The sequence below is a fragment of the Spirosoma terrae genome, assembly GCF_010435915.1.
Classification (GTDB): Bacteria; Bacteroidota; Bacteroidia; order Cytophagales; family Spirosomataceae; genus Spirosoma; species Spirosoma terrae.
The window spans coordinates 41,241-58,928 of sequence record NZ_JAAFZH010000008.1; the positions used below are offsets into that span (position 1 = coordinate 41,241).

Genomic DNA, 17,688 nt, shown 5'->3' on the forward strand with positions numbered 1-17,688 from the left:
ATTGGCTCCTGACACGTATCGCCGGTCAGGATGTGTAAGCAATTATCCTCCAATCAACACAGTAGGGCAGCCTAATGTAATGGTGCCGCCATGTACTGTCGTGTCGCCCATGCGGGCCGCTGGTTTTCCGCCGATCAGAACGGTCATGGAGCCCAGAATAATACTGTCTGGTGGCCCCACACACGTGCACATATCGCCCATACAGGCAGCGGGCTGGCCGCCAATCAGGACGGTTACTGTGCCGGGTGGTAAAATGGGGCCACCAACGTGCGGAACGGGCGGAAGCCCCGGTGTTACCATCGGACAAACATGCATATCGCCTACTCGGGCAGCTGGTTTTCCCATTGTTGTTTAGTGGTTTATCGTCCCCAGAAACTACTTTTATTTCCGTTCTTGGCTGGCGCATCCTGCCGATCCACGAAGAATTCATCCTTGTCTTTCTCCACGTAATTCAACTGGCTTAGTTTGCCATACAAAGCGATGACTACGTCGCAGAGCCGGATAATAGCGGCCATCACCGGCTGGCAATCGGCATGAGCATATTCCATATCCAGCACTTCCTGCATGGCCGATTCGAATTGCACGGGACTGATGCCGCACCAGTTCTTGAAATAATTGAACATCGCTTCTTTCTCCCGGTCGGGCGTACTACGTATCATGAGGGTCATGGCGCGGGCAAAACGCATCCCAAACTCAGCAATAAAGACCGGCGACTCATATGGGCCTCGTAATTGAAACGCATCGAGATTGTCGGCGATGGTACGTATCGTCGATTCGGCCAGATAGCCAATTGTCGTAGCCAGTAAGTTGGGTTGACCGGAGCGGGCATTGGTACGTACCCGCACGATAATAGACGTAGCGAATCCGGCAATCTCGCCCATCCGGCTGCCAATAGTCAGGTACTGCTGTTGCATCTGGGGCAGCACCCCCACCATGCGGCAGGGTGGAATATAGTCGGTCGAGAGGCTAAACACGCCATTGGTGAGTGTTAGCCGGCCAACGGGCATATGGTAAGCCGCCGACAGCGAATTAGCCAGGGCTGACTGCGGCACGGCTCCCAACCGATAGCCCGGCGTCGTATACGGATAACGTAGCGGAACCTCCTCCGGGTCAGGTTGGCCAAACGGCTGTGGATCAAACGGATTGACTTCAACGACGGCATAGCCCGACGATTGCCCGAGACGTACCCATTCGTCACGAGCGGCCGTCAGGGCCAGACGTAACGGCGGCTGAGCAGAATCGATTTCTATTCGGGCTCCTCCCGGTGTAACTGCCCGGCAAACGCTGAGTACCATTTCGTTGCCATCGCAACTGATGGCTAATGGACTGTCTTTGCCGGGGGCGGGTGGTAGCAGACCATAATTCAATGGGCTTAATACCATACCACCCGAATCGCGGATTGCCTCCCGGAACGCGTTGTCGTTTCCCAGCAGGTGCGATCGGGTTATTTTCATACCGTCGGCCCAGTTGACGGGCCAGTGTGTTATCTCAGGTAACATAGATTGGGCTTTTGGTCTTCAGGAAAATGGACCGGCAGACTTGACTGACCGGTTCGTTTCCCTGTTTCTATTATGATTATTCCGTGCTAATGAAACTGCGTGCAATAATGATGTCGTTGGCTTTTACGCCATTGCGGGTCAGCGTGAGCGCGGGGTCCAGAAACTGCTTGGAAAGGCCGCCCAGCGACTCTTTGTAGAATACCCAGCCTAGTAAACTACCCTCATGATTTTCTTCGTAATACATGATCGGCTGTTCGGGGTTTTCCTCCGAATTGTGCGAATAAATCATGTAGTGAAACAGGTCGTGCAGCGTTCTGTCAATGGGAGCTTTAACGGTATACGTAGCCAGTTCGGCAGCATCAGGCGCTTTGGAAACACGAAAGTTTAAACGTACCGTATCGTTGAGTTCGATAAGCGGAACCGCCCGATCTATTGGGTAAAACCATTTTCGGTAAATCTTGGGAGGAATGGCAATCCAGGCTTCATACGCATATAAAAACAGCAATGGAATCAGAAAAGGGAGCAGTCCCGATACTAGCGCGGGCAGGAATCGATCCGAACGCTGCAGTCCTTGAAAAAGACCCGTAAAGGCCGCTGCGATGAAAAAGATGGTGGCGCCTGCGAACAATAATTCAGACCAGAAGCCGCCGTCTGCCTGGAAGGTAAATAAACGTCGTGATGCCATGACGTGTACGATCCCAAGTATCAAGGCAAGCCCCTCAAGCCAATAAAAAACCGCTACAAGCGACTCTGAGCGAGCAAAAACGGCTCCTAAAGCAGCGGCTATGGCAATCGATCCAACGAAATACGTGAAGAGTTTTTTAGAGAAAACCGCTGCCGCCGAATGGCGTACGATCAGGCCGACAAGGCATAAAATAGCCATGACGACGTAGAGGGCAACGGTAATGATACTATCGGTTCCCATGTGGTTAGCTCGGTTTATAGTTTAGTCGTTGCAGGTTATTGGTTTACAAACACTGTTTGACTAAACGGTTAATCAGTTTAAGGTTGTGGTTAAGCCTAGTCGGCCAGACGTATCGTCGTTGGATAGGCAGAATATGTTATCATTTTCATCGGGTTGAACTTCCAGCTGCCAGTCAGCGTCGGCGGGGAGCAGGTAGTCCGCCAGCATGCCGATATACGTCAGTCCAATTCCGCCGGGCAAATAATCGTTGAGCTGATCGTTTGATAGGGGGCCGACTGCTATGCGCACCGTACCGCCGTCATCAATGAGCGTATCGACACTCAGAACCCAGTCCTGGCCTAATCGACCTGCACCCAAAGGGGCGGGCGAAGCATTGGCAGATACCGTAGTTGTGATATCATTAAAAGCCCCGTAACGAATCTGAACGGGGGTTTGCAGAAACTCTTCCAGGTAGAATGCCGTCTGTTCCCAATCGCCCACAATACGGTAGGCATTTGTCCAGATCGACAACAGGCAAGCCCGTTGACGGGGTGATAAAGGAATACCTAAATCGCCCCATAAGTAGCCGTGCAACTCATCCCAGATGGCGCCATAAGCGCGCGTCAAGGCCAGGGCTTCCTGCTCTTCAATCCGCACCCGCTGTCGAAACAATTCCTGCTCGAAGGGCAACCAGAACGTACGCGCTTCGGTTTCTTCGCGACGTAGTCGCTTACTTTGTTCAAGCATGGCCCTCGCTTCATCACGACCGGCACGTAACGGGGGCGAAGGCGGGTGATGGATTACTTCGGGGAGGGAGTCATACAGCCCTTCGCGACTCACATGCAGTACGTGAGTTGGCGGGTGATGAGTGTCGGATTCATAGGTTTCGACCTTCAGGATATCCGAACTATACGCCCGGCTGAACGTTCCCTGGGGTCGAACAACAATATCGTCGGGCATGACGATATTCTGTTTTCTGTCGGCAATCCAGACTTCAGCGCGTATGTCGTATAACAGTTTCATGGCTAGGCAAAAGCAGGATTAGTAAGCAGGACACGTAACGGCAATAAACCGGTCCATTGGTCCTGTAAGGTGATGGTCAGTTCGTGGGTCAGTTGCCGTTGCTCTTCGGCTGTCAGGCGGGCTGTGCTACGTAGCGTTACGTGTATATCCAGTGTGCGGATAAGTCCCTGACGTGGATCAGGGCTGACGGCACAGCCTTTCTGAATGTCGACACGCTCGATACTTTCGGGAGCGGTGGCGCGGCATACCGCCCGTATATCTTCAACAGTCAGCGCCCGACCGCGCGTTAACAAAGCCTGACGAAAAGCGGGCAAACTCGCCGATGGACTCAGGCGAGCCATACCGCCAAGGGTAGGACGTAGCAAAATGATGCCTTCCCGTCGGAACGAAGGAGCCGTTGAATCGACTCTTGCGCCAATGGGGAGCCGATTTCCCCGCTCGGCGGCCGTCGACCAATGGTTCACGAAGAGGTTTCCCCGTTGCGGACCGTTATTCACAATCACAAACGGAACTGGCTCTCCAGATGCTACCGTGGGTATGCTTTGTCGGATACGTAGCAAACTTTTCTGGATATCGTCGATATTGCTACGTAGTGAATCGTAGCCAAGGGCAGCAAACGAAGCACTTTCGTCGCGCAGTAAATCGATCAGTTGTCGAACAGTTTCGTCTGCATTTCGACTGTCGAATCGGCCCACGCCCTGCCTGCGAAGTGCGTAGCTACGGGCCGTAGGATCGCTGGCGTTGGCTTCTACATAAGCCGGATAGTCGTTTCCGTCGCTATCCGTTACGTTGGCCAGTTCAATGAGTGGCAAATCGGACTGGATTGGAAAGACATTGAGGCCGTCGGTAAGTCGGAAAACCGACCGCCCCATCTGCCGATTAAGAACGGGTATCGCATTGAGTACACATTCTGTTTTGGCCATGATGTCGGCCCCAAATACAGTCGGGAAAGCAACACGTATCCACGTCAGCATCGGAAGAGTCTGCAGCAGAGTTGGGTCGAAGACATCCGTTAGGCCGGATGGTAAAAAGCTTCCGGCTGCATTCGGTGTAGGCGTCGGAAATCGGCCATGTACGGTCAGGAAATTGGTCCGATAGTACCGTTCGGCGTGACCCTCCATCATACGTAGCGCGGCCGACAGATGCGGGTCGAGCTGGCTGTCGGTTCCCGGTTCGACAACTAATGACTGATCATTGAGCCACCAGCGGGTTTGCGGCAGATGCTGAGCGTAGTCATAAATGGGTAGGGGTAGGTTTTTCCAGTCGAAGAAGAAACGTAACGACAGGTCCTGTGGTAGACCCGGCATGAGTTCAAGGCCGATCCAGAGTGTATAATCGGGTAATCGACGCTGAAGCGATGCCTGAGCAACCGGAATGTTGTTGCCAAAATCGTCGATGCGCCAAAGCTGATGTCCCGTTGCCAGACAGGCCACCCGGCCATTGATCAATGGAAAACGGCCTGCCGGAGACAGGGCAATTTCTTCGCCAGTTTGCGGATGACGGGTTGTGAAGCTGTCCGTGCGGGTTGCTTCGCCTAGAAGTTCGATAGGACGTACTGCCATGACGCTATGAGCCGGTTTGGGCGCCGTAACGACTTCGGGTAGTAGAAGCTCTACCAGTCTTTCCAGAATTCGCCCTCGCGACGCCTGAATTTCACTGTATACCCGTTCTGATTCAGTCGCCAACGCACCCACCAGCAAGTCGACCAGCGGGTCGAAAGCTGTTGTGTCAATGGCGGCTTCCTGATAGCCCCAAAGCCGGGCTGCTTGTTGCAGCATCCGGCTTTTGATCTGGTCGCGGGTGTCAAGCATAGTAGACTAATTGGAAATAATATTGGTCTGGTTTTATGTTCGTTAATAAACGGGCCTGTCGTGTTTAGATGGGTTAATCAGCTCCCCAATCCGCCAGCTTACTGCTACCATATCTAACTGATCCTGTATTTGATACGAGAATCCACGACTTGTCATTCCGCGTGAGCGGGGCCACTCGATATGTATATGCGTTTCGTGTTTGTCTGCCCCCGTATAGAGCTTGGGTCCGCCGTAATCGTCGGTTGTTACGCTATCGTAAATCACGCTCGACCAACCCATAATCGATTTGTTCGTGATGAAAACGTTGACAAGCTCATTGGCCAGTGCCCACTCATTCCAGTTCGTTTTAAAAAGGAATATGTCGAGCGCCAGACCGTTGTCGTGCGGATCTTTGCTGCCTGGATTCTTGGCCGACGCCTGAAGCCTGGGTGCCCATTTTCCTTTGGGTTTGGGCTTCCCTCTGGTATCTGTTCCATTATCCCAGTATTTATCCCAGAATATCTTATCAAAAATTTCTGGGAATGTTTGTCCCAGCGTAGACTGGAGTTCTAAAACGGCTGGTGCTATTGCTCCCATAATTGTCAGTCAGATTTCGTATGTCCGCCTGTTATTTCTTTATTGGCCGATAGGCCCAGATTCTACCTGAGATACTGACCGATTCGCCCCCATTAAGCCCAGTACCGGCAGTCAGATAAATGGTGTTTAATTGTACCGACTTGCTGTTATTCACATTCTGCTCATAAGCGGCAACGACCTTGGCACCGATAACTGGATAGACACCGGCAACGATGGCCGTATGATGCGGTCGATTCTGCGTTTGCCAGGCTCCGTTGTTGCTGGTTACTTTGGCGATGTAGCTACGGAATTGGAGAATATCGCCTGGCTCAACATCCTTGACTTGAATAGGAGTGCCCCAGCGGTAGTCTGCATTGGCTGTTACGTTTTTAGCGCCCATAATATCGTTTGAGGTTTTGGCCCCGGCATATTTCAGTGCTTCTTCGGCCAGGTCCCAGCATTCTCCGCGTTTAACCTGCTTTCCATACTGGGTTGTGGCGAAACCAACCACACTTAAACTCGTAGCATTCATAGCTTTATTGGTTTTGGCCGTTACTCGCTGGCTACCGGGCTGAAATACATGATAAATGTTTGCTCAGGTAACGTTTCGCCCGTTTCGGGTAGGTTGCCGCTTACCCGAATCGTGATACGTCTACGGATTCGAATGATACGTCCATCCGCATCCTGATCGGCCGGTTCGTCGATATTGACATAGACCCGTGCATATTGCAGACGCTTTTCATACTGAATAATCAGGTTGGTAATCGTCTGTTCGGCATCGCTTTTCCACTGCGTTGGGTTTGTAATGTTCGCGTAGTCTTCGCCCCAAATGCCGCATCCCATTTCCGGGTCATACCGATATTCGTCCAGCCGGGTCGATAGCAGCAGGTTGATATGTTCCCGAATAGCTTCGATGGTCGGTATACGCGGCTGCGTCCGCTTATGAAGCAGATTGGTGATGGGGCCGTGGAGCGAATAGGCGTTGGGCATGGATAATAATGATTATAAGCTGATGGTCATCCCTTCAAGAAATACCATTTCATTACGTGTTTGGGCCGATGTTACCTCAACATGAACACAGTGGTTCGACCATTCTGTAATGATCTTCTGAATACTCAGCCTGCCGTCGGCCTGGGCTTTTTCGACCGCCTGCCGAATCTCTTTCAGGTTTTTGCCGGATAAGTCGAAGGCCAGTCCTTTTTGATGAGCACTTCGACCAGGTTCGGCGATTTTGTAATTTTTCTTACGCAGATAGGATAGCGCAGGTAACCACGTTCCTTTGTCAGCGAGGGTTGGTGCTTGTTTGAAGTCGAACTTTTCCTTTCTGGCATATTTGACGATGGTATCTAGTTGATCCTGAGCAGTACGTATGACTGACGTTAGCCGGGTGCCTTCAGGTAGATATTCTTGTAGTATGTTCCAGACGAATTCGTGTTGCGCTTCCAGCCTTGCCATTGAGTTATACAGGTTAGTTGTTGCTTCGGTTTTGTTCTTATTTACTAGTTCTGTTGAAATTGCTTGGTGGTATGTACATCTATCCGATCGCTTGTCTACCAGTAACTTGGAGTCGTCTGGGAAAAGGCCATAACCTGGGCGATACTTAGGATAGAAGGTCGTTGAGCAATTACATTGGGGCCTGGACAGGACGTATGGCCTGTTTTTTCCATGGAATGGTAGCCAAGCCCCGCATCGCCAGGTTTATTGGCCAGGTCAAACGTTACGCTGTGCTCTTCATAGAGCCAGGCGTATAGCGTAGCAACCGTATAAAGTTGTTGAACGGTTAGCGAATCGCCGGGGCTGGCAGCACATTCAATACTGATGTATTTTGTTGACCATTCTTCCGCCCAGTCGTGGTATTTCGTGTCAATGAACTGGCCTAATTTACCATCGGTCTGTACGCCAAAATGGGAGGGGAAAGGGTTACTTCCTCCAGGGCTAAAGGTGGCTAATAATCCTGCTAATGTATTTCGGCGACTATTGGAGATATGCAGAATTAAGCCGAGTGGTTCTGCACCCTGTCGACGTTGCTCCTGCTTGGTTTTAACAGGCATCCAATAAGCAAATGGACAAATAGCCATACTAGTATGGATTTAATTAATCATGACAATCGCACCTTTTAACATGGCCTGAGCCCCACCATCGAGTTCAAGACCAGCGCTGGCTTTCACCGATGTTTGTACATCACCTTCAATTTTGACGCCCATCCCTTTCATCTCGGCACTGATGCTGCCTTCCAGTTTGAGTGTATTATCGGCCTTCACGGCGATTTCGCCAGTGGCCGATACCTTCATGTCCTGATCGTTCTTGATCTCTGATTTCCCCGCTTCTACGTTCCACTCTTCAGACGCCTTCATGTTGATCTTTTTAGCACTCATATTGATCGTGCCTGCATCCATATTAATGGTGCCCTGGCTTTTGATATTGATATGAGTACCGCCATCGAGCGAGAGAATAATGTGGTTCTTACGGTCTTTATCGTGTAGGCTTATGCACTCCTTGCCCGATTCGTCGCTGATGACAATGTGGTTGCCGCCACGGGTAATGATGGCTTTGAAATGATTGTCGGCCGAATAATACGTATTCATTTTGTTCTGCTTATTCGGCACAACACCCGCTATCAACGGCCGGGCAGGATCGTCATTTTCGAAAATGACCATTACGGTCTCGTTGATCTCCGGGATGAAGTAAAATCCCTGATTCTGACCGCCGTTATAGGGCGAAATCTGACGTACCCAGGTCGATGATTCGCTATCGCCCTGCGCATCCTGCCACAGGAAATTTACCCGAATACGTCCCAGCTGTTCCGGGTCGTCGACATGAGTTACTTTGGCCAGCTGTGTGGTAGCGTGGGGTAAGTAAAAAGTGGGATTTGTTCGAAATTCGACACCCGCCGGAATCGCTTCAAATCGGTTCGAATAGCCACCTCCTAAGTCAGCTTCGTGGCTGATTGAAATGATTCGGTATTGCCCCAGACTTTCAGTGCGTTGTGAGCGGGCATTGAGGCTTGTGCTTTCCTTTATATCGATAACTGACCCAACTTTAAGGCCAATTTTGGTGCTGGAACCACTAAAAATAACCGAATTCGCAACGGACGCTTTTTTCTCATAACCTGCCTGTTGTTTGGCTTCGCTGTCGGTCCAGACCGGAATGGGCGAGTGACTGAATGTACGTTCTGGATAGAGATTTTCGGCTTTGTCGATCAAAAATTGACCGTATTCACCCAGCCCCGATACGCGTACGTCTTTGGAATGGCTTTTAACAGTCTGCAACTTAACGTAATTGAAATCTTCAATGAAGAATTCTCCGCCTGGCAGATCCATGCGCATATCGAATGAGCTTATGTCATTGCCAAATTGTAGCTCAATGGGCGATCCGCTGGGAACGTCGCCGAATACGGTTCGGTCGCCGTCGAAGTAGAACCAGTTTCCAGTGGCTGCTGCAAACCGGTGCAGGAAATTGTATGTGCTTTCGTCAAATTTTACTACGTAGTCTTCGGTCTGGTTGTTACGTGGGCTGGCACTGGGTTTAAGCAGGCTTTGATTGTATTCACTCAGCACCTTATTGACGATGGCAGCGTGGTCTTTTTGGAAAAAGGCAGCATAGCGCGATCCCTGTTCCAGCAGAATAGAAGCACTAAAGCCACGGATTACTACCGAGCTACCGCTGGCTACCTGCTTGGATAAATAGAGTTGCGTAATGAACCCGCGAAAGACGAACGGCGAGCCTCCGCCCTGGCGGTATTTGATGGTAATCGTAACTTCTTTACTAATAAATTCTTTGGATTGGTTGATCTTCATCGCTCCAGCGCCTTCGACCTGTTCGATCGGTACGTTCAGTTCAAACGTATGATGGCGGTCGATCCACTGGCTGATACTCACCCGAGAAAAAATGTCGACCCGTTTTCCGCCGATTTCGATCTGGACGCTAGATAGATTACTCATTGGTCTTGCGTAATTTGAATTACTTGTCTTACTACCTGCACTACGTCTGGAGGGTTATTTTACTCCTCCGGGGCAGTGTGATTACTTCTATGATTGAGGCCGCCTGGCGTTAATGCGTGATCGAAAACCTTATTACAGGTTATTCATCGTCAAAAAGCCCGTCAACTGGCTTTCGGCCATGTTGCGAGAAACTCTTGGCTGCTTCGCGGATAATTTTATCGCCACCCGCCATGACCTGTGTAATCAGAACTTTACCAACAGAGAATCCAACAAAAGCGGCTGCACCAGCTACTACGATGCCTCCACTCGCTGCCGCAAAGCCAAATCCGGCGGCCATACCTAGCGGGCCTAGCTTTGTTGTTTTCTCTTTAGCGTAATTCCACAGCCCTTCGATCTCTGCTTCATTGTAAATGCCAGCTTTTCCCAGTTCTGACTCAAAATGTTCACGGTTTAGTTGGGGACCCACTGTATGCTATTGGTTAGTGAGAAATATGGATTATTAAAAAAGATACACCCTGGACAGCCACAGGTTAGCTATCCAGGGTTTAGCCTGATTTAATAAGCAGCCCATTTATTTTCATGGCTGGCTCCGTCAATAGACAGTTTGCGGGCCGAAATCACGACGCTGGTAGACATAGGCGAGTTGTTACGGGCATCCATACTCTCCGAATAGCCGGTCAGGAAGGCATCTTCGAACTTAAGTTCTTTCATTGGTGAATCTTCGTCCTGCTTATAGAACTTGATATTACCGCTGAATTTTTTGTTTGGGTCGATCATCATCTTGAAAGCGGTTGTGTCTTTCGTGGATTCGAACTCCGCATTTACCTGGCCACCCATTACGTCAGATGTCGGTTTTCCGGTAGTATAGTCCGTGTTTTGGCCTAATGAAAAACTGCAATGTAACAGGCGATATTCAGTGCCATCGAGGTCAATAGTTGCTTTGAAAGCCATGGTGATAATTGGTTATTGGTTGTTTGAAAAAAATAGTTGAATGGTACTCTCGTTTAACTTGTAGAATTAAGCTTGCTCAACGCCACCTTTCCAGTCGTTGGCATCGTCGCCTTTGGTACCGTCCAGCTTCACGAGGAAGTTTTTGGCCGGGAAATAAGGCTTGATATGAATGTCGAGATGGATGCGGTCTTTCACATTTTTGTCGCGCTCGAAACGTAGTATTTTGAAATCTTCAATGATCTTGTCGGCTCCCGTGATGCTGTTGAGGAATTTCACAATCTGCGCCCGTAGGTCTTTTTCGGCATCGTAGGTCCAGTTTTCAAAGGCACGACGGTTCAGGAAGTCGATCAGAACTTTCATGATCCAGTCGAACACACGAACAACGGAGTACGTCTGCAAGCCCTGGTTGTCGCCGTTGAACAGCGTCTTGGCCGAATAGGCCATTACCTTATTATACTCGTTGACCATCGGTACCAGACCCAGCTTTTCGAGGTTAGCGATTTCGCTCTTTTTCATCTCGAACCGCACGCCATCTACTTCGTTGAGCGTGCCATGCTTGCTACCGGCAACGGGCTGCTGAAGCATGGTTTTGTAGATTTTACCAGCCAGCGCCGAGGAGGGTGGTACGTAGAGTGGTTCGTCTTCGCCCAGTTCGCTGAATGCTTCCCGACCAACGAGGTAGTTGCAGGTCATCATTACGTTCGCTTTATAGGCGTCGGCACTGGGCATATCTTCGTCCTGCCAAAGTTCCAGTACGTCGTCGGGCGTGTCGAGATGGCGGTAATCGGTGAGCATCATCACCTTATTTTCGTGAGCCAGACGCGCCCATTTATCGACCACTTTTTTGGAACCCAGATAACCTGGAAGTACCATCAGGGAGTAGTTCTGGCGCAGATCGAGTTTGTCGTAATTCTGCCGTAACTCGTTAGCGATTTCGTCGAAGAACAACGTATTGTCCAGATCCTGGATTTGCTCTGGGTCGGCATTGACGATGGAGATGTTCTTAACTTTTTCGGTATCGGCGTTTTTGTAAAAGAGTGCTACGGAACGGTAGGCCGTTTCGAGGTCTTTTGTTTCGTCGACGGCTTTTTTGAGATTACGACGTAGCGTTTCGGCGGCTGTTTCCGTTTTCTGTTCGGCTTCGCCGATCATATCGGCTACGTTCTGATGGGCGTCGAGCAGTTCAGTCCATTCTTTCAGCCGTTTTTTGAGCGCTTTTCTGTCCTTCTCCGACCCTTTTTCGGTCAGGAAAATGTTCTTACGGGCTTTTTTTGCCGGATTCATATTCTGAGCGCCTTCTACGGTCGTCTCCACGAATTCGAATCCGCCAAACTTGGCCAGCTGCTGGCTACTGTCGGCAAGGGTCTGAGTAGGATTGGTTATTTTAACGCGCTCCTTTACGGCTTTGCCATTTTCTATATTGTCTTCCATGCCTTTAGTAAGGGACTTTGGTTTACAGTTTTCTGAGTGTTTCTATATTAGTCTTGTTTACCCCACAGCAGTTTTATTTGCTGTCTTCGAGCTCCTGAAGCATCGCTCTAAGCGCTGTCAGGTACGATTCCTTAGCTGCCGGGTCAGCCAGAATTTTTTGCAGCACTTTGTTGGATTTCAGTTGTTTGATAAACTTCTGATAATCGTCCTGCTGGCTTTGCAGATCCTGTAGAAAAGGGCTTTGTGCTGTAATGCCTTTTTTGCCAAAATCACCCAGGTTGTTGAAGCGTAGTGTTTCTTCGACCCCTGATCCTTCAGCGTCTTCAAACTCAATATCGATCTGGGGTTTGTAGCGAGCGAATACGGCATCAACGGTTTCGAGTTTCTCTTCAATTTTTGGTTTGAAGGGAGCGTCGGCGGTTAGTTTCTGCACCAGGAGCGTGCGGTTTTTCTGAATGTCGGCGATTGCTTCGTTGGCGTCGTTGCCTTTTTTTTCCTGACCGCCAATGCCATAGTCCATCATAGAGGATATGCGTTTAGATGATTAGTTAAGGTTTTGAATTAGTATGTCGAAATCGGTTGATAAAGGGAAACAAAGGGTTGAGCGAACGGTAGTGAGTCGAGAAATCGTTAATAACCCACATATTCTCCTGTTTGAATACGCAGCTCTATTTCTGTCCGGAAATTTCTGGCCAGCGTTACGCGTACAGCATCATATAACTTGAATGTATTGGGATTTATCGAGTTATCGGACAGCCAATTTCGCCGACGAGCAACGGCAATTACGGCCATAATAGCCGACAAGGCGCTGGGATTGGGTCGGTAGAAAGTTCGAAAAAGGCCTTCTACGATGCCTATGCCCCGATTGGCGTTGACTGATTCAACAAGTAGTGCCTGGGCAAAACTTCGATCAGCATCAATGATGCTCAACGTGCCAATCGCGTTACGTTGGTTTGGCCAGAACATAATGAGAACCTCTTTTGTCTGTTCTGGGCTAAGAACGAGCTCATCAGGGGCGAAATGACGGAGTGCCATGCTATCTATGATTTACTGGGCATTAGTTTAGGAAAGCAAAAAACCTCAATAGTAACCGCTACCACAATCCCACAAAAGGGTGATTTATAGCTAGCGGGTAGTGCCGGTTAGTGAACGATTCTAGGCCGGAAATGGAGTCGCATACATTTGCGCTTCACCCATTCGGTAAAACATATTTTCCATAAACGAGAGACGCCTTACCCAGACTGGTGTTAAGGTTGTACCTAAGAACCCCTCCCATTGGGCAAAGGAAACGCGGGTCATATGCTCCATGGCCTTTTGCCAGGAATACGCATTCCAGCCTTCGAAAACCATACCGCCACCCATGATATTTCGGGAGTTATACGTACCAACACCACCGTAGTTTGGCAGGCCGTTTCCGGCCCCATTGACGTGGTCAGAACCTAAGTTGTGACCTACTTCGTGGACAACCGTTATTTGCTGGTTACCGGTAAAGTTGGTTTTTAAGGTCGTATCCTGCGAGGTCCACAGTCTGGCATGGGCTCTGAACCGGGAGCCGGTTGGAACATCCACTACCTGAACATTAATCGAACCCGACTGCGGAGTGTTGACTCGAACGGCGTCGTACCGGCAATGGATACAGGGACGATATTCATTCTGGTTATGCGAATAATTGTAACCCTGAAAGCTAGCCGGAATACGTAAGCAAAACCGATTATCCCAGTGTTGTTTGGCAACAAGAATAAAGTTATTACACACTTCCTCCCACCGCGCCGGTACCCAGGCATTAACCGTAACCAGGTTGTTGTTGGCATCGAGGGCTTTGCCGGTCGCATCTGGATTTACCTGCTGAAAACAATAGGTTTGTCTAATCGTCAGCACCAGGTTGTTAATACCATCCATTGGCATCGTCCGGTTGCGTGGGGTATAAGGCGATGGCGTCAGGGTTGCCTCCTGCATCGTACCATTGTGTGAAATAAGCATACTATCGTTTGATTAAGAGGACTAAGCAGGCTGCTTTAACTGTTCAGAATGATCTATTGCTGTAAATGTTAGTTCTCCTGCTTCATTCGCTGTCAGGTTCAGATGGCTTCCTTTTCCGATTTCGCCGGATACGATCATGCGCGATAAGGGGCGCCGAAGTCGATTCCGAATGACACCACGTAGCGGCCGGGCACCGTACTTGGGGGTGTAACCCTCCAGGGCAAGCTGGCGCCGTACTGCGTCGTCGATCGTTAACGTAATGCCTTGTTTGTCAAGCAAAGTCAGTAAGGGTTTGAGCTGAATATTGAAAATATTGATAATGGCATCCTCAGAAATCGGCTGAAATGGAATGATTTCGGTCAGGCGTCCCAGAAACTCAGGTCGGAAAAAACGACCCATGATATCCAGTAATTCGTTCGAGGCTGCAATCTCTCCTTTGCTCGCTTTTTCTACTACGTAGTCACTCCCAATATTCGACGTGAAGAGGATGATAGCATTCGAAAAATCGCCCTCGCGACCCAGCCTGTCGTGGAGCATCCCTTCATCCAGAATTTGTAGAAACAAGTCAAAAACAGACGGATGCGCTTTTTCGATTTCATCAAATAAAACCACCGAAAAAGGCTGCTGACGAATTTTGGTTACTAATAGTCCACCGTTTTCGTAGCCAACGTAGCCCGGAGGAGCGCCATACAGCAAGGCCGCTGAATGCTCTTCTTTAAACTCCGACATATCGAACCGAATCAGTGTTTTTTCGTCGTTAAACAGAAAATCAGCCATCGACTTAGCCAGTTCCGTTTTGCCGGTTCCAGTAGGCCCAGAGAAGAAAAAGGACCCAATCGGCTGACCTGCACGACTTAAACCGGACCGGTTTTCCAGAATGGCGTCGGCAATAATTTTGACGGCATGATCCTGTCCAACAACCCGCTGTTTCAGATGTTCATCCAGGGCCAATAGCTTATCGCGCTCTTTCGACTGTATTTTTCCAAGCGGAATGCCTGTCCGATTCGCTACAACGGCGGCTACTTCCGATGGCTCTACTTTATCGTGAACATCGGCGCCTAACGTTTCGATTTTCGCCATCAGAGTAACCAGATGATCAGCCAGTGCATCGGGAAGTTCAAAGGAGTCCGTTTGCAATTCTTCTTCAACCTGACCCAGCAATACGGGACTTAATCGATTCTTTAACTGTCGCTCAAACCACCTAACGTTAGGCATATACGTTAGCGGGTCGCTCTCACTTACATTTTGCCGTATTTCAGCTAGCTCGTTACGTAGTCGCTCCACTTCTGGCTGAGTCGTTTCGGTAGCTAGTTTCATGGCTGCCATAGTCCGATCGATGAGATCGATGGCTGCGTCGGGTAGTCGTCGATCTTTCAGATAGCGTTTGGCTAGTCGAACGGCTTCAGCGACCGTAGTGCTGGCTACTCCGATCTGATGATGGGTTTCAAACAGCGGAAGAATCGTTTGAACCATACGAACGGCTGTTGGTTCGTCGGGCTCTTCGACAGCCAGTATTTCGAAGCGACGAGCAAAGGCTTCGTCTTTTTCGAGATATTTGCGGTATTCGTCGTTGGTGGTAGCGCCAATCAGGGTTAATTCTCCCCGCGCTAATTCGGGCTTCAGTAGATTAACCAGACCCGTAGCGCCCCCGTTAGGATCGAGGAGAATGTGAATTTCGTCGATAAAGAGGATGGCCCGATCAAACTGCTTCAAATCGGCCAGAATTCCTTTTAATCGGTCTTCTATTTCACCTTTGTAGGAGGCTCCGGCAATCAGCGATCCCATGTCGAGCTGAAACAGGTTCGCTTTTTTTAGATGGGGCGGTACGTTGCCAGCTACGATCTGCTGCGCCAGTCCCTCTACCAGCGCTGTTTTACCAACGCCTGGTTCACCGGTTATAATTACGTTTGGTTTCAGACGCCGACCCAGCACTTCGATCATTTGCCGGGTTTCCCGATCACGACCAACAATGGGGTCGAGTTTGCCTTCGCGGGCGGCCGCTGTTCGGTCGGTGCAGTATTTGAAGAGCGTTTTTCCGGTGGGAACGCCTTCTTTACTGGTGTTTGCCTGACCATTACTGGCTGTTCCGTTGTTGCCGCCAGCCTGACCGTTGATAGCTTGTTGCAAACCCGCTTCCAGCAGAGCCTTTTCCAGAAGCTGGTTCTCAGTTAATGGAAAGGATTTGAGTTGATCGCGACTGAAGGCTACGTCTGGTTTGCACATCGCGATCAGTATAGTTAATGGCGTTAGCTCGGATTCTCCCAGCTTCATGCGTACTACGTCGGATACTTCCATCAACGCACGGACCTGCGCATCGCCGGTTGGTTCTTCGGTCGTCCGGGCTGATTTTGGGTACGATTCGACGCGAATGTCGGCCCAGTCGCGTAGATACGGTACGTCGATGTCCCACACAATCAGTTGCGAAGCCAGTCCCACATCGTTATGGAGCAGACCAGTGAGCAAATGTCCAGGTGAGAAAGTCAGGTGCTGATGCTCTCGCGCAACGGCCTGGGCAATGCTGATAGCTCTTCGTAATTCTTCTGTATAAGAAAGGGTTAGCATGGTCTGGATAGTCGGTTAAGTTCCAAACGTGGTGTTAACTTACAGATTAGTTTTTCACCGTAAATGGAGGTTTGAGTGAATGACGGTCTGGTTGAGTGAACGGCTGTAATCGCTTCATAATCATTTGGATCGTCATTGGTAGTTTGGTGCAGATAGGAGTACAGGGATTTCTCAGGGTTAGTCGTAGGAATGCTACGGTAAGAAAACACCCTTTACTCAGTTCGTTGGCTGGAAGTAGAAATCGCCGGTTAACGAAGTTGATTCCCAGGGCATTTGTTTATAATTTGATTGCTTCATAACATCTTCTCTGATTATATTGAAAACCTGAGCGATTGATTTATTGGGTACGCCAATGGCTTTTGTGAAGGCGCTTGTATAAAGACTATTCCGGTCTGTGGTACGAATGACCTGGCGACCTGGCGATGTGGCATACGCCATAACAAAGCCGACATCTGCATTCATAGAATGTATCCCATCGGCTGAACGCCAGGTTATTCTCTCTGAAAAAGGATTGGTGCGGTCCGAATCAAGAATAATAATTTTGGTTTTTACGGCCGTCATGGCATCTGCTATTGATTTTACTGGCAGGCAGGATGTTTCTGTTTCGGCAATTGTAGCAGGATGGGCGTCTGTTGGCATCAGAAACTGCTCGCTACCTATTGTGGCGCTGCCGCCTGAGTAATAGACTAGCCCGACCTCCTTGTCTTTCAGCTTACCAATGAAGTCGTTAATCGCTGTTTGCATAGTCGCTTTGTCGGCGTCTGTAGAAAGAAGAACCTCAAAATTGATCTTCTGCAGCGCTTGTGTTACGTCGTTTGCATCATTGACGGCTGTTGGCCACTTTTCGCCCTGTGCATAATTACTGTTGCCAATGACGAGGGCCAGCCGTTTTTTGTTGATACCCTGTTGACTATTTTTTGCTTCAGATGGTATCTGTTGCGCGAAGACGCTCAGATACACGAAGCTGAGTAGAAGGGGAAATACAGACTGCGCTTTCATCGTATGAAACGTGTATAGGAGTTTGAGGCTCC

Annotated in this window: 19 protein-coding genes; all 19 read right to left on the minus strand. The window is 49.6% G+C overall.

Features of this window, described 5'->3' with window-relative positions; all coding sequences use genetic code 11:
* Nucleotides 1–42: 42 nt before the first annotated feature.
* The 19 genes from GK108_RS17745 to GK108_RS17835 all read right to left on the minus strand — a co-directional run bounded on the left by GK108_RS17745 (nt 43) and on the right by GK108_RS17835 (nt 17,656).
* Nucleotides 43–345: a PAAR domain-containing protein gene (locus GK108_RS17745; RefSeq protein WP_163951497.1), complete on the minus strand. Its 303-nt coding sequence runs from the start codon at nt 343–345 to the stop codon at nt 43–45.
* Between the two features lie 14 nt (nt 346–359).
* Nucleotides 360–1,499, minus strand: a complete 1,140-nt coding sequence (locus GK108_RS17750; RefSeq protein WP_163951499.1) for a hypothetical protein — start codon at nt 1,497–1,499, stop codon at nt 360–362.
* A 76-nt stretch (nt 1,500–1,575) separates the two neighbouring features.
* On the minus strand, nt 1,576–2,424 hold the full coding sequence (locus GK108_RS17755) for a TssN family type VI secretion system protein (RefSeq protein ID WP_163951501.1): 849 nt from the start codon (nt 2,422–2,424) through the stop codon (nt 1,576–1,578).
* Nucleotides 2,425–2,496: 72 nt separating this feature from the next.
* A complete protein-coding gene (locus tag GK108_RS17760) occupies nt 2,497–3,426 on the minus strand; it encodes a type VI secretion system baseplate subunit TssG (RefSeq protein WP_163951504.1) in 930 nt (309 codons plus the stop codon).
* A 2-nt stretch (nt 3,427–3,428) separates the two neighbouring features.
* Entirely contained in the window at nt 3,429–5,237 is a 1,809-nt protein-coding gene (locus GK108_RS17765) for a type VI secretion system baseplate subunit TssF (protein WP_163951506.1), read from the minus strand.
* Nucleotides 5,238–5,279: 42 nt separating this feature from the next.
* Nucleotides 5,280–5,813: a hypothetical protein gene (locus GK108_RS17770; RefSeq protein WP_163951508.1), complete on the minus strand. Its 534-nt coding sequence runs from the start codon at nt 5,811–5,813 to the stop codon at nt 5,280–5,282.
* Nucleotides 5,814–5,844: 31 nt separating this feature from the next.
* Nucleotides 5,845–6,324 (minus strand): hypothetical protein, encoded by a 480-nt coding sequence (locus GK108_RS17775; protein WP_163951510.1) that lies wholly within the window; start codon nt 6,322–6,324, stop codon nt 5,845–5,847.
* Nucleotides 6,325–6,344: 20 nt separating this feature from the next.
* Nucleotides 6,345–6,782 carry a GPW/gp25 family protein gene (locus GK108_RS17780; protein ID WP_163951513.1) on the minus strand — a complete coding sequence of 146 codons (438 nt, stop codon included), beginning with the start codon at nt 6,780–6,782 and terminating at the stop codon, nt 6,345–6,347.
* A 12-nt stretch (nt 6,783–6,794) separates the two neighbouring features.
* Entirely contained in the window at nt 6,795–7,247 is a 453-nt protein-coding gene (locus GK108_RS17785) for a M15 family metallopeptidase domain-containing protein (protein WP_163951514.1), read from the minus strand.
* A gap of 95 nt (nt 7,248–7,342) precedes the next feature.
* On the minus strand, nt 7,343–7,870 hold the full coding sequence (locus GK108_RS17790) for a peptidoglycan recognition protein family protein (RefSeq protein ID WP_163951516.1): 528 nt from the start codon (nt 7,868–7,870) through the stop codon (nt 7,343–7,345).
* A gap of 12 nt (nt 7,871–7,882) precedes the next feature.
* Nucleotides 7,883–9,733, minus strand: a complete 1,851-nt coding sequence (locus GK108_RS17795; RefSeq protein WP_163951518.1) for a type VI secretion system Vgr family protein — start codon at nt 9,731–9,733, stop codon at nt 7,883–7,885.
* A 139-nt stretch (nt 9,734–9,872) separates the two neighbouring features.
* A complete protein-coding gene (locus GK108_RS17800) occupies nt 9,873–10,199 on the minus strand; it encodes a hypothetical protein (protein ID WP_163951521.1) in 327 nt (108 codons plus the stop codon).
* A gap of 89 nt (nt 10,200–10,288) precedes the next feature.
* On the minus strand, nt 10,289–10,684 hold the full coding sequence (gene tssD / locus GK108_RS17805; protein ID WP_163951523.1) for a type VI secretion system tube protein TssD: 396 nt from the start codon (nt 10,682–10,684) through the stop codon (nt 10,289–10,291).
* Nucleotides 10,685–10,750: 66 nt separating this feature from the next.
* The gene (locus GK108_RS17810) at nt 10,751–12,115 is read right to left on the minus strand and encodes a type VI secretion system contractile sheath protein TssC (protein WP_163951525.1); all 1,365 of its coding nucleotides are present in this window, start codon (nt 12,113–12,115) and stop codon (nt 10,751–10,753) included.
* A gap of 73 nt (nt 12,116–12,188) precedes the next feature.
* On the minus strand, nt 12,189–12,638 hold the full coding sequence (locus tag GK108_RS17815; protein WP_163951528.1) for a hypothetical protein: 450 nt from the start codon (nt 12,636–12,638) through the stop codon (nt 12,189–12,191).
* Nucleotides 12,639–12,745: 107 nt separating this feature from the next.
* Complete coding sequence (locus GK108_RS17820; RefSeq protein ID WP_163951530.1) at nt 12,746–13,150, minus strand: hypothetical protein; 405 nt, start codon at nt 13,148–13,150, stop codon at nt 12,746–12,748.
* A 120-nt stretch (nt 13,151–13,270) separates the two neighbouring features.
* The gene (locus tag GK108_RS17825) at nt 13,271–14,095 is read right to left on the minus strand and encodes a hypothetical protein (protein ID WP_163951533.1); all 825 of its coding nucleotides are present in this window, start codon (nt 14,093–14,095) and stop codon (nt 13,271–13,273) included.
* A 21-nt stretch (nt 14,096–14,116) separates the two neighbouring features.
* A complete protein-coding gene (locus tag GK108_RS17830) occupies nt 14,117–16,657 on the minus strand; it encodes an ATP-dependent Clp protease ATP-binding subunit (protein WP_163951535.1) in 2,541 nt (846 codons plus the stop codon).
* Between the two features lie 216 nt (nt 16,658–16,873).
* Entirely contained in the window at nt 16,874–17,656 is a 783-nt protein-coding gene (locus GK108_RS17835) for a caspase family protein (RefSeq protein ID WP_163951537.1), read from the minus strand.
* Nucleotides 17,657–17,688 lie beyond the last annotated feature (32 nt).